13 protein-coding genes and 1 tRNA gene are annotated in these 13,087 nt (G+C 39.4%); 13 read left to right on the forward strand and 1 reads right to left on the reverse strand.

What is annotated here, in order from left to right; genetic code table 11:
* Positions 1-6: 6 nt before the first annotated feature.
* The 3 genes from ESP02_RS11675 (at position 7) to ESP02_RS11680 (ending at position 1,300) form a co-directional block, all read left to right on the forward strand.
* A tRNA-Gln gene (locus tag ESP02_RS11675) sits at positions 7-78 on the forward strand.
* A gap of 124 nt (positions 79-202) precedes the next feature.
* Positions 203-373 carry a hypothetical protein gene (locus tag ESP02_RS13360; RefSeq protein ID WP_002292784.1) on the forward strand — a complete coding sequence of 57 codons (171 nt, stop codon included), beginning with the start codon at positions 203-205 and terminating at the stop codon, positions 371-373.
* A 219-nt stretch (positions 374-592) separates the two neighbouring features.
* Positions 593-1,300 carry a GntR family transcriptional regulator gene (locus tag ESP02_RS11680; RefSeq protein WP_002292782.1) on the forward strand — a complete coding sequence of 236 codons (708 nt, stop codon included), beginning with the start codon at positions 593-595 and terminating at the stop codon, positions 1,298-1,300.
* Between the two features lie 57 nt (positions 1,301-1,357).
* Here ESP02_RS11680 and ESP02_RS11685 read toward each other — a convergent pair whose 3' ends face one another.
* Positions 1,358-2,002, reverse strand: a complete 645-nt coding sequence (locus ESP02_RS11685; protein ID WP_002400550.1) for a YigZ family protein — start codon at positions 2,000-2,002, stop codon at positions 1,358-1,360.
* 127 nt (positions 2,003-2,129) lie between these two features.
* Here ESP02_RS11685 and ESP02_RS11690 point away from each other — a divergent pair, with 127 nt between their 5' ends.
* From ESP02_RS11690 to cls, 10 genes are all read left to right on the forward strand, one after another.
* Positions 2,130-2,417, forward strand: coding sequence for a hypothetical protein (locus ESP02_RS11690; protein ID WP_002400548.1), 288 nt, complete (start codon positions 2,130-2,132; stop codon positions 2,415-2,417).
* A 107-nt stretch (positions 2,418-2,524) separates the two neighbouring features.
* Entirely contained in the window at positions 2,525-2,845 is a 321-nt protein-coding gene (locus tag ESP02_RS11695; RefSeq protein ID WP_002292778.1) for a PTS sugar transporter subunit IIB, read from the forward strand.
* An 81-nt stretch (positions 2,846-2,926) separates the two neighbouring features.
* Complete coding sequence (locus ESP02_RS11700) at positions 2,927-4,240, forward strand: DEAD/DEAH box helicase family protein (protein WP_002400547.1); 1,314 nt, start codon at positions 2,927-2,929, stop codon at positions 4,238-4,240.
* Positions 4,237-4,956 (forward strand): ComF family protein, encoded by a 720-nt coding sequence (locus ESP02_RS11705; protein WP_025478458.1) that lies wholly within the window; start codon positions 4,237-4,239, stop codon positions 4,954-4,956. Before ESP02_RS11700 ends, ESP02_RS11705 begins: the two co-directional genes overlap by 4 nt.
* Positions 4,957-5,083: 127 nt before the next feature.
* Positions 5,084-5,635 carry a ribosome hibernation-promoting factor, HPF/YfiA family gene (gene hpf, locus ESP02_RS11710; protein ID WP_002292771.1) on the forward strand — a complete coding sequence of 184 codons (552 nt, stop codon included), beginning with the start codon at positions 5,084-5,086 and terminating at the stop codon, positions 5,633-5,635.
* A gap of 221 nt (positions 5,636-5,856) precedes the next feature.
* Entirely contained in the window at positions 5,857-8,391 is a 2,535-nt protein-coding gene (secA, locus tag ESP02_RS11715) for a preprotein translocase subunit SecA (protein WP_002400544.1), read from the forward strand.
* A gap of 126 nt (positions 8,392-8,517) precedes the next feature.
* A protein-coding gene (gene prfB / locus ESP02_RS11720; protein ID WP_114635942.1) for a peptide chain release factor 2 occupies positions 8,518-9,616 on the forward strand; the annotation gives its coding sequence in 2 pieces (ribosomal slippage) (positions 8,518-8,589 and positions 8,591-9,616; 1,098 coding nt in all).
* Positions 9,617-9,723: 107 nt separating this feature from the next.
* Positions 9,724-10,410 (forward strand): cell division ATP-binding protein FtsE, encoded by a 687-nt coding sequence (ftsE, locus tag ESP02_RS11725; RefSeq protein WP_002292768.1) that lies wholly within the window; start codon positions 9,724-9,726, stop codon positions 10,408-10,410.
* Positions 10,403-11,287: a permease-like cell division protein FtsX gene (ftsX, locus tag ESP02_RS11730; protein ID WP_002292767.1), complete on the forward strand. Its 885-nt coding sequence runs from the start codon at positions 10,403-10,405 to the stop codon at positions 11,285-11,287. The genes ftsE and ftsX overlap by 8 nt, the downstream gene beginning before the upstream one ends.
* 151 nt (positions 11,288-11,438) lie before the next feature.
* Entirely contained in the window at positions 11,439-12,887 is a 1,449-nt protein-coding gene (gene cls / locus ESP02_RS11735) for a cardiolipin synthase (RefSeq protein ID WP_002336560.1), read from the forward strand.
* Positions 12,888-13,087: the final 200 nt, after the last annotated feature.

The raw sequence follows: 13,087 nt of genomic DNA on the forward strand, positions 1-13,087 counted from the left end.
TTTCATTGGGGTATAGCCAAGCGGTAAGGCAAGGGACTTTGACTCCCTCATGCGTTGGTTCGAATCCAGCTACCCCAGTATAGCACAACCGTAGGCTCTCGTTAGTTCGAGAGCTCTTTTTTTTGCTTTGCTACCTTGTTCCTTGAAGATTCTGTCAATTTAAGATAGAGTTAAGTTAACAAAAAGAATTGGAGGGGTCAAAATGAAGTGGAAAGAAAAAGTAGACGAAGCAGCTGAAAAGTTATATGACTTGGTCAAATCAGAAAAATACGATATCGAAGTGAACATTCCTAAAAAAGGCGAAAAAGCAGTCCATGTAAAATCAAAACGCCCAACGAATCATACAAAAAAATGGATGGCTAAAAACCGCTAATAATAACAAAAGATCCATAAATCGGCGTTTTCAGCGATTATAGGGTCTTTTGTTATTTTCTCAATTGGACATATCTAGAAAATGAATTCTATTAATAGGAATGGGAAGAAAGATTTGTACCTACATCATCTGTTTATGGATAGAATCCTTTATCTTTTTCAGTTGTGAATCAGGTATATACCAGTTATAATAGAAGAAACGAAAGGACGGGTGTACGTTATGTCGAATCAATTACCTGTATATATACAGATTCATGACCAATTAAAAAATGAAATCGAACAAGGTATATGGAAAGTCGGAGACCGTCTTCCTTCAGAAAGAGAATTAGCAGTGAAATTCAATGTCAGCCGTATGACGTTGAGACAAGCAATTCAAAACTTGGCAGATGAAGGAATCTTAGAAAGAAAGATCGGTTCGGGTACATATGTTGCGCGAGAAAAAGTACAAGAAAAGATGTCTGGCGCGACAAGTTTTACAGAAATCATGGAATCGCAAAATAGAGTACCGTCTAGTCGAACAATCTCTTACTTTTTGACTTCGCCAAGCTCAAGTGAAATGGAAAAACTAAACTTGAGTAAAGATGACACGATCTTGCGAATGGAACGTATTCGTTTTGCAGACGATGTCCCTATTTGTTTTGAAGTAGCCAGTGTTCCGCAAAAATTGATCGATGGCTACAGCAAAGCAGAGATTACTGAATCGCTGTATCGCACATTAGAAGAAAAAGGCGGAAAAAAAATCGGTCCAGCGAATCAAACGATTACTGCTGTATTGGCTTCTGAGAAAATCGCAGACTATTTAGAGGTGAAACGAGGAGATGCAGTTCTTCGTTTGCGTCAGATTTCCTATTTTGAAGATGGTACGCCATTTGAGTATGTGCGTACGCAATATGTAGGAAATCGTTTTGAGTTTTATTTGGAAAAATAAAAAACAGGTGATCCCTGATTCCTTATTCGAAAAAAAGAGAATCAGAATCACCTGTTTTTATATATGATCAGTTATCAGTTGCTCGTGATAAGAAACAGGGCCTTCTTCAAATTGGACTTGCCCGTTCAGCAGCTCAATGATGGATTCTTTAAAGCTGTCAGCATTTTTTTCATCCACTGCACAGATGACGATGACCTGATCAGTGTATTGGATTTCTTTTATGAAAAAATGCTGTAGTTCAAGATAATTTTGTAATTTTCCTAGTTGCGGATACGTGATCACGATGGAGATCTCCTGTTGCAAGGTACCTTCTACGATTCCAATGTCGGACAATGCTTGAGAGACCGCATGAGTGTATGCTCGTATCAATCCGCCCGTGCCGAGTTTCGTTCCTCCAAAATATCGAGTGACTACTGCAACTACATTGATCAGTTGATTTTTTTTGAGGACTTCCAACATCGGTACGCCCGCCGTTCCACTTGGTTCGCCATCATCGCTGCTTCGTTGGATCTCATTTTTTTCGCCAATGACGAAGGCACTGCAGTTATGGTTTGCTTTCCAATGTTCTTTTTTTATTTCTTGGATGAAGTTTTTCGCTTCTTCTTCTGATTCTATTCGTTTAAGAGAACAGACAAAGCGTGATTTCTTGATTTCGATCTCACTTTGTCCATTTTCTTTGATTGTACGATAACGTTCGATCATCTTGTCACCTCTTTTTTTTCGGTTGCTTTATTCAGTATAAAGAAAGTTCTAGGTTGTTTCAACACTATAACGGTTGCGCAATTGCTGTAGTATGCGATAATAAAGACAAAGGCAGGTGGATCCGGGGATGAAGGAACGAATGAAAAAGTATGATGCAATTACGCATTATTTGAAAAACAACGGCGGCTCCCAAGTAACATTAACCTTTACACAATTTGATGAACTGTTGTTTCCCAGTAACGGACTTCCCAAAACAGCCAGGGAAAGCACAGATTGGTGGGCAAATGACTATAAACATCCAGAAAAGGGTGCCTACGGCTGGTTAAATGCAGGCTATGAAGTAGTGGTCATCAATTTGGATAAAGAATATGTCGTATTCAATAAATTAGTGAAATCTAGCTGGCTATTTGATTAAATAAACCGTGTTTAGAAAACGTTGACAAATTTCTTTCTTTTTATATAATAGAGTAACAGACGCTAAGAAAACGTTTGCGTAGTCTGTTTTAAAAAGGAGAGAAAAGTATGGCTAAAAAAACAATCATGCTTGTATGTTCGGCTGGTATGAGCACAAGTTTGCTCGTAACAAAAATGCAAAAAGCTGCGGAAGCAAAAGGAATCGATTCTGATATTTTCGCTGTGTCAGCTTCTGATGCAGATAATAATCTTGCAAATAAAGATGTAGATGTACTGTTATTAGGACCTCAAGTTCGCTTTATGAAAGCTGATTTTGAAAAACGTCTGGAACCAAAAGGCATTCCTTTAGACGTCATCAATATGGCTGATTATGGAATGATGAATGGCGAAAAAGTATTAGACCAAGCAATTACATTGATTGGTGAATAAATAGATTATATAGAACTATCGAACAAGCAATCCAAAAAAAAGATTGCTTGTTTTTTCGTATATTTTTTTAGGGCGAATGATATGAATCATTTTTGGGGCAGAAGGCTTCTTACGAGAGAGATTGAAGCAATGGACTGTGAGGAGGGAAACTTACCAAATTATAAGAAGATTGCAGCAGTAGAACATTTAAGTAACAGGATTCTTTGTCATCGTTGTGGAGTGAAAACGCCTTTCTTTGAGGGACAGCTTGCAGACTATGGCTATTTTTGCATACATTGCTTGTCTTTAGGGCGATGCGACAATCAACAAGAGTTATATTTATTTGATCAGCCAAAAGCAGAATCTCGAGAAGTCGTCTTTTCTTGGACAGGACAGCTTACTGAAAAACAAACGGAAATCGCAGAGAGGATACTTTATCATTCAGAAAAAAAACACCATCTTATTTGGGCGGTAACAGGTGCAGGAAAAACAGAAATGCTTTATCCGATTTTAGTGAAAACGTTAAAAGCTGGAGGAAGAGTAGCCATTTGTACACCGCGAATCGACGTTTGTAATGAATTGTTTTTACGTTATCGTCCTGTTTTTCCAGAAGAAACAATCATGTTGCTCCATGGGAATACAACAACAGCTTATACCTTTAGTTCTTTTGTTATCTGTACGATTCATCAGCTATACCGTTTTTATCGATCCTTTGACTTATTAGTAATTGATGAGATCGATGCTTTTCCTTATAGCGGGGACGCTGGGCTAGCTCACGCTGTGCAAACAGCAATCAAACCAGACGGCCGATTCATCTACTTAAGTGCCACGCCTGATGAGAAGTTACTAAAGGAAATCAAGCAGACATTTGAGCTCCACAAACTTGCCTTGCGCTTTCATCGGCGCTTGCTTCCTGAACCCGTACTTGTTTTCATGAATAATTGGCGACAAAAATGTGGGAACAAAAAGAAAATCAACTCTTTGGTGCGAATCATTCAGCAACTAATCAAAGAAAACCGTATCCTTTTATTTTGTCCAAGTATTACGATGATGCATCGTTTAAAAGTCACACTGCAAGAAGCTTTTCCAGAATATGAGATAACAGATGTTTCTTCACAAGACGATCAACGGGCAAAAAAAGTTCAGAAAATGCGAGAAGCAACATACGAGATACTGTTAACCACGATGATCTTAGAAAGAGGAGTCACATTTGAAAGAATCTCTGTCATCGTTTTAGGAGCAGATCATCCAGTTTTTACTAAATCCTCTTTGGTGCAAATCGCAGGAAGAGCTGATCGTAAAGGTCCTTATACGAACAGTCGGGTCTATTTTTTCTATGAAGAAAAAACTTCAGCTATTCGAAAAGCCTGTCAAGAAATCAAAGAAATGAACGAAGAAGGGAAGAAGATGCTGTGAGATGTAGTTGCTGCAGTAAAGACATCATCCAAAATTTAACATTCAGCGAGATCATCGGTGTGTCGAAATATAGACTTCCTCAGACATGTTCAGTTTGTCGCGCACAATTCCATTTATTGGAAGCAAAAGGTTGTGCAGGTTGTCAAAAACCAATCAATTTGAAATACGAGGATACGAAAAAGAAAGCAAAGACTAGTTTCGTTTACTGCAACGACTGTCAAGAATGGAAGAAGAAATATCCTGCATATGATTTTCAACACCGCGCCTTTTTTACGTACGATGAAAAGATGCAAGCTTGGATCAATCGGTACAAGTTTATGGGAGACATCCGATTAGCAGGGACTTTTGCATATAAATGGACTCAGATAAAAAAAGATTACCCGGCATATGTTTATTGTCCAATACCTTTATCTGAAAAAAGGTGGCTAGAAAGAGGATTCAATCAAGTAAGTGAGATGTTGAAAGCAGCAAAAATTCCTTTTCAGATGCTACTCAAAAGAGAGCAGCATCTGCTTGCTCAAGCAAAAAACACGCGAAAGGAAAGATTGGAGATGCCTCAACCTTTTGAGCTTGCTGTACCTCTTTCTAAGATACAACATAAAAAAATATTGATTATTGACGATGTCTATACAACAGGTCAGACACTTTTTCATGCAGCAGATTGCTTGCAGACCGCACAGCCGAAAATCATCCGAACCATTTCTTTGGCAAGATGAATCAGATGTGGAAATTTGATAGCGATTTAATTTGCAAATAACCTAGAGTTCGATATAATAGAATTAAGAAGAGGGAAAGAGTGGTCCTTCTCCTTCTTGATTGTGGTAGACGAAAGGGGTAATTTTTATGTTTAGATATAATGTACGCGGCGAAAATATCGAAGTAACTGAAGCGATTCGCGACTACGTTGAGAAAAAAGTAGGCAAACTAGAACGCTATTTCAGTGACGCACCCGATGCTACGGCGCATGTGAACTTAAAAGTTTATACAGAAAAAACAGCAAAAGTGGAAGTAACGATCCCATTACCTTATCTTGTATTACGTGCCGAAGAAACTTCTCCAGATCTATACGCAAGTATCGATTTGGTTGTTGACAAATTGGAACGCCAAATCCGCAAATTCAAAACAAAAATCAATCGTAAATCCCGTGAAACGGGCATGAATACTGCAGATGCTGCTGTTTTATTCAATGGAGAGGAAGAAAACGAAAACGATTCTGAATTAGATATCGTACGTACAAAACGCCTTTCATTGAAACCAATGGACAGTGAAGAAGCAGTCTTACAAATGAACATGCTGGGACATAACTTCTTTATTTTTGAAGATGCAGAAACAAATGGTACAAGTATCGTTTACCGCCGAAAAGATGGAAAATACGGATTGATCGAAACAGACTGATCAGCCATACTTAAATAACATCAAAAACTTGCAGCAGCTGTCAATAGCTGCCGCAAGTTTTTTTGAGTTCGTCTCTTTTCTAGTTAAAATATGAATAAATTATGAAGTTCTTACTTTAATACGATTAAGATATTTCAATTATCTATAACTAATGATAAAATGAAAAGTAGAGTCTACATAGTCTGGATAATACACAGAAGGAAAAGGAGATTACACAACGCATGGCCAATTTGATTCGTTCACTTATCGAAAACGATAAGAAAGAACTAAAACGTTTAGATAGCATTGCAAAAAAAGTTGAATCATACGCTGACCAAATGGCAGCATTAACTGATGAACAATTACAAGCAAAAACTGCTGAATTCAAGGGCAGATACCAAAAAGGAGAAACATTAGATCAATTACTTCCGGAAGCTTTTGCAGTCGTTCGGGAAGCAGCAAAACGTGTATTGGGGTTATATCCATACCACGTACAATTGATGGGTGGGATCGTGCTTCACGATGGGAATATCCCTGAAATGCGTACTGGTGAAGGTAAAACCTTGACCGCAACGATGCCGGTGTATCTGAATGCTTTGACTGGCGAAGGGGTCCACGTAGTTACCGTCAATGAATATTTAGCAACCCGTGACTCGACGGAAATGGGCGAGCTTTATAATTTCTTAGGATTGACAGTTGGGTTGAATATCAACTCAAAATCTTCGGATGAAAAACGCGAGGCTTATAATTGCGATATCACTTATAGCACAAATAATGAATTAGGATTTGACTATTTGAGAGACAACATGGTCGTTTACCGCCATCAAATGGTACAACGTCCGCTGAATTATGCCATTGTCGATGAAGTTGACTCGATCTTGATTGATGAAGCGAGAACGCCGCTGATCATTTCAGGGCAAGCAGAAAAATCAACAGCTTTATATACAAGAGCAGACAACTTCGTGAAACGTTTGAAAGAAGAAGAAGATTACAAAATCGATGTACAATCAAAAACAATCAGTTTAACTGAAGCAGGGATCGAAAAAGCTGAAGAAACATTCGGTTTGGACAACTTATATGACATTGAAAATACTGCATTGACCCATCACTTGGATCAAGCATTGAGAGCCAACTACATCATGCTTTTAGACATCGATTATGTTGTTCAAGATGGAAAAGTATTGATTGTTGACCAATTTACGGGCCGGATCATGGATGGACGCCGTTATTCAGATGGTCTTCATCAAGCAATCGAAGCTAAAGAAGGCGTAGAGATCGAAGACGAAACGAAAACGATGGCGACGATTACTTTCCAGAACTATTTCCGTATGTACAAGAAACTTGCGGGGATGACTGGTACAGCTAAGACAGAAGAAGAAGAGTTCAGAGAGATTTATAATATTCAAGTATACCAAATTCCGACAAACCGTCCGGTCATCCGTGACGATCGTCCAGATTTGCTTTACCCAACATTACAAAGCAAGTTCCATGCTGTCGTACAAGATATCAAAGATCGCTACCGCAAAGGACAGCCTGTCCTAGTCGGAACTGTTGCGGTTGAAACATCTGAGTTATTATCAGATATGCTGAATCAAGAACGTATTCCTCATGAAGTACTGAATGCGAAAAATCACTTTAAAGAAGCAGAGATCATCATGAATGCGGGTCAAAAAGGCGCAGTGACGATTGCTACCAACATGGCTGGTCGGGGAACAGATATCAAGCTAGGGCTTGGCGTAAGAGAACTTGGTGGCCTAGCAGTTATCGGGACAGAACGACATGAATCTCGTCGTATCGATAACCAGCTTCGAGGACGTGCAGGACGTCAAGGAGACCCTGGTATGTCACAATTCTACTTGTCTTTAGAAGATGATTTGATGAAACGATTCGGTTCAGAACGAATCAAAGCTTTCTTAGATCGAATGAAGATCGGTGACGAAGACGCTGTGATCCAAAGCAAGATGCTGACGAAGCAAGTAGAATCTGCACAAAAACGCGTAGAAGGAAACAACTACGACACACGTAAGAACGTCTTGCAATACGATGACGTGATGCGTGAGCAACGTGAAGTAATCTATAAACAGCGTCAAGAAGTAATCATGGAAGAAAAAAGCTTATCTAAACCACTGATGAATATGGTCAAACGGACAATCAGTCGTGTGGTAGATGCGCATACACAATTAGAAAAAGAAAATTGGAATTTGGAAAGTATCGTCGATTTTGCTGGCAGCACGCTTGTCCATGAAGACAGTATTTCCCTTACAGATATCGAAGGAAAAACCCCTCAAGAAATCAAAGAATATCTAAACGAACGAGCACAAGAAGTATTCAATACCAAAGCAGCTCAATTGAACGGACCAGAGCAACTGCTGGAATTCGAAAAAGTCGTGATCTTACGTGTCGTGGATTCTAAATGGACAGATCATATCGATGCAATGGACCAATTACGTCAGTCAATCGGCTTGCGCGCCTATGGTCAAAACAATCCATTAGTCGAATACCAAACAGAAGGCTACAAGATGTTCGAAGATATGGTAGGTGCCATTGAATATGAAGTCACTCGTATCTTCATGAAAGCTGAGATCCGTCAAAACGTACAGCGTGAGCAAGTTTCTCAAGGAACAGCTTCTCACTCAGAAGATGGAGATGCCAAAGAAAATAGTAATACTAGCGCGAAAAAACAACCAATCCATGTGAACAAGGTTGGTAGAAATGATCCTTGTCCTTGTGGAAGCGGGAAAAAATATAAGAACTGTCACGGAAAAGATGCAAACTAATTTCTGACAGCAGGATTGGTGAGACAAATTCTTTTTTAAAGAATTCGTCTCACCTTCTTTCTGTTATTTGCCGATTCTGTTAGACTAGATATAATGAAAAAAGTATAGTGAAAGAAGGAAAAAAACATGGAAATATCCGAAATTCGAAATCTCCTGACAGAAATGCAGGAAAAGGTCACAAGCTTCAGGAGGTCTCTTTGACTTAGACCAGCTGGAAGAAGACATTGCGGAAGCAGAAGCAAAAATGGCTGAACCTGGTTTTTGGGATGATAGCGAAGCTGCTCAAAAAGTGATCAGTGAAAATAATGCAAATAAAGAGACCTATGATCAATTCCATTCTCTTGCTGAAGAACTGGAAGAAATCGAATTGATGGTGGAGATGTTGCAGGAAGAACCTGATGCAGCAATGCAAGAAGAAGCAGAAACACGTATCAATGCGCTAGATGAAAAAATGAAGACATATGAATTATCTATGTTGTTAGATGGTCCTTATGATCGAAACAACGCCATCGTTGAATTGCATCCAGGGGCTGGCGGAACGGAGTCCCAAGATTGGGGCAGTATGCTTTTACGTATGTATACACGCTGGGCAGAGCAGCATGGGTATCAAGTAGAGACACTAGATTATCAAGCAGGTGATGAAGCAGGAATCAAGAGTGTGACCCTACTGATCAAAGGACACAACGCATTTGGTTATCTGAAATCAGAAAAAGGTGTTCATCGCCTTGTACGTATCTCGCCTTTTGACTCAGCGAAACGACGTCATACTTCTTTTTGTTCGGTAGATGTGATGCCAGAGCTTGATGAAACGATCGATATAGAAATCAATCCAGATGATTTGAAGATCGACACATATCGGGCAAGTGGCGCAGGTGGTCAGCACATCAATAAGACAGAATCCGCTGTACGAATCACTCACTTGCCTACAGGAACAGTAGTAGCGAGTCAGGCACAACGTTCACAATTGAAAAACCGTGAACAAGCGATGGGGATGCTGAAAGCTAAGCTTTACCAATTAGAAGTGGAAAAGAAAGAACAAGAAGCAGCTGCACTGCGAGGAGAACAAAAAGAAATCGGCTGGGGATCACAGATCCGTTCTTATGTTTTCCATCCATATTCTATGGTAAAAGACCATCGGACAAACGTAGAGACAGGAAATGTCCAAGCTGTTATGGATGGATATCTTGATTTATTTATTGACGGCTATTTGAAAATGCATCTGTAATAAGAGCCCTTTGTTAAATTGAAATAAAATTGTAAGATTTTGCAAGCAAGTTGAAACATTGCCATGCTATAATAGCTAAAGACTGAAAAAGATATGGAGAGAACGCCATGATTGAAATGAAGGATGTAATGAAGAAGTACTCAAACGGTACCACTGCTATCCGCAATCTCTCGATTGTCATCGAACAAGGAGAGTTTGTTTATGTTGTTGGTCCGTCTGGAGCTGGTAAATCTACATTCATCAAATTGATGTATCGAGAAGAAAAAGCTTCAAAAGGAACTTTGAACGTCGCAGGTCATGATCTAATAGCCATCAAAAACCGCGAAGTTCCTTATCTACGCAGAGAAATCGGCGTGGTGTTCCAAGACTATAAATTATTGCCAAGAAAAACAGTATATGAAAATGTTGCGTACGCCATGCAAGTTATCGGCAGAAAACCTCGGGATATCAAAAAACGAGTAATGGAAGTGCTGGATCTTGTTGGTTTGAAACACAAAGTCCGAGTCTTTCCTAGCGAATTATCTGGTGGGGAACAACAACGTGTTTCTATTGCCCGAGCAATCGTAAATACGCCTAAAGTACTTATCGCGGATGAACCGACAGGGAATCTGGATCCGGAAAACTCATGGGAAATCATGAAACTATTAGATCGGATCAATGCACAAGGAACAACTGTCGTGATGGCTACACATAACAGTACGATCGTAAATACGATTCGACACCGAGTAATTGCTATCGAAAACGGCCGCATTATTCGAGACCAAGCGGAAGGGGAATATGGATACGATGATTAGAACCTTTTTCCGCCATTTATTAGAAAGTATCAAGAGTTTGAAACGTAACGGCTGGATGACAGTCGCTTCAGTCAGTGCGGTAACGATCACGTTGACTTTAGTTGGCGTATTCATGGCGGTCATCATGAACGCAACCAAATTAGCACAAGATATAGAAGGAAACGTGGATGTATCTGTGTTCGTAGACATTGGTACAAAAGACGAAGAGATGAAAAAACTAGAAAAAGAATTAAATGACTTAGATCATGTCAAGAAAGTCGAATTTTCAAGCAAAGAACAGGAATTGAAGAAAATCCAAAACGAAATGGGTGATTCTTGGAAATTGTTTGAAGGGGATAATAACCCGTTATATGATGTATACGTAGTAAGTGCTACCGATCCTTCTTATACAAAACAAGTAGCAGAAAAAGCGGCAGATTTGAAGAATGTTTCCCGTTCTGATTACGGTGGGGCTTCCTCAGATCGGATTTTCCAAATTGCTGGTGCAGTTCGAACATGGGGATTAGTTGCGGCGGCATTGCTGTTGTTTGTAGCAATGTTTCTCATTTCTAACACGATTCGGATCACGATTTTATCTAGACAGCGTGAAATCCAAATCATGCGTTTAGTAGGGGCAAAAAATGGATATATCCGCTGGCCATTTTTCCTTGAAGGTGGTTGGATCGGCTTAATCGGTGCCATTCTTCCGATACTGATCATTACATTTGGTTACGCATGGTTTTACCAATTGATCAATCCGTCATTATTACGATCTCATTATTCATTGATCCATCCAGAAAATATCGTTTGGAAAATCAATCTTTTGATGGTCGGTATTGGTGTGATCATTGGTTCACTCGGCTCGATCATCTCTATGAGACGTTTCTTGAAATTCTAGTGCCACAAGATAAATATAATCAGAAAGTTGGACGATTTCGTTCCAGCTTTCTTTTTTTATTGGCTAGGTGGAGTAAATGGGGCGGCTTTTTTCCCTTTACTTTAAAAAACAACTTGGGTATTCTTAAGTTGGTAGAAAAAGAGGTGAAGCCGTGAAAATTATCGTTGACAATTTTTTTACGATCCTTTTGATTATGAATATTTTGCTTTCCTTTATTATCGTTTTTCGAGAAAGAAAGGAAACTGCGCAAACATGGGCATGGCTGCTCGTTTTGATGTTCATTCCAGTTGTAGGATTTATTTTATATATTTTTTTAGGAAGAGGGATTTCCAAAGAGAAAATCTTTGATTTGAAGATCCAAGGGAAAATCGGTAAGAATCTAGAAATCGAAGAAGACAAACAAGCATTGATGCGAGGACTTTATCCTCATCCGCCTACTGGACAAGTAGATGTGAAACAATTGATCTATATGCTTACTGTATTTGAAAGTACGCTTTATACGACTAAAAATGAAATCACTTTATTTACAGATGGTCGTGAAAAATTCGATGCGCTGATCGAGGATATCAAACAGGCAGAAGACCACATCCATTTCCAGTATTATATTTACCGCAGTGATGCATTAGGTGAAGAAGTTCGAGAGGCATTGACAGAGGCAGCAAGACGCGGAGTAAAAGTCAGAGTCCTTCTTGATGCATGGGGTTCCACACAAGTTTCTTCTAGTTTTTTTCAGAATTTAAAAAAAGCTGGCGGAGAAGTCGCATTTTTCTTTCCTCTATTCGTTCCGTATATCAATCCTCGAATCAATTATCGCAATCATCGTAAAATCGTAGTGATTGATGGGAAAATCGGATATACAGGTGGGTTCAATGTTGGGAACGAATATCTAGGATTGGTAAAGAAATTTGGTTATTGGCGAGACAATCATTTGCGTATCTACGGAGAAGCGGTTTACACCTTGCAAAACCGTTTTTTGATGGACTGGAATTCTCAGCATACAAAAGAAGTAGGTTATTCACCGGAATTTTTCCCGACCATTCATTCTACAGGTGATATGGCTGTTCAAATCGTGACAAGCGGACCAGATACCGAACATGAACAAATCAAAATGACATATTTGAAAATGATTTCGTTAGCCAAACGGGAGATATTGATCCAAACGCCGTATTACATACCGGATGGATCGATTCATGAGGCATTGAAGTTGGCTCTTCTCTCAGGCGTAAAAGTCCATATCCAAATACCTAACAAACCAGATCATCTTCTCGTTTACTGGGCAACGTATTCTTTCGCTGCAGAGCTGATCGAGTATGGGGCAAGAATTGAAACATATGAAAATGGATTTATCCATGCAAAGACGATGATTATCGATGGCGGCATCGTTTCCGTTGGTTCAGCTAATATCGACGTTCGCTCATTTAGATTGGATTTTGAGGTCAATACACTGATCTATGATGAACGAATGGCTTCACGCGTAAGAAAAGCATTCTTTGAAGATTCAAAGATTTCGACGCATCTCACAAAAGAAGTGTATGAAAACCGAGGAATGATGATTAAGATGAAAGAAGGATTAGCAAGACTGATTTCGCCGCTCCTTTAAAATACAAAAAGGACAGGAGAGCCATCAATAGATGGAGATCTCGTGTCCTTTTCTCTCGGGGCCATTTCTGAGAGTACGTCAGAAATGGAGAAAGCGTCTCGCATGAGCGAAATTAACTTTGGGGTATCTCTTGTTTTTTGGGGAAAGCAAGAAATAAGCTAATATATGCTATTAAAAGAGACACATTTCAAAGCCAGTAT

Source organism: Enterococcus sp. NBRC 3427 (genome assembly GCF_007996925.1).
In the GTDB taxonomy this organism is placed as follows: domain Bacteria; phylum Bacillota; class Bacilli; order Lactobacillales; family Enterococcaceae; genus Enterococcus_B; species Enterococcus_B lactis.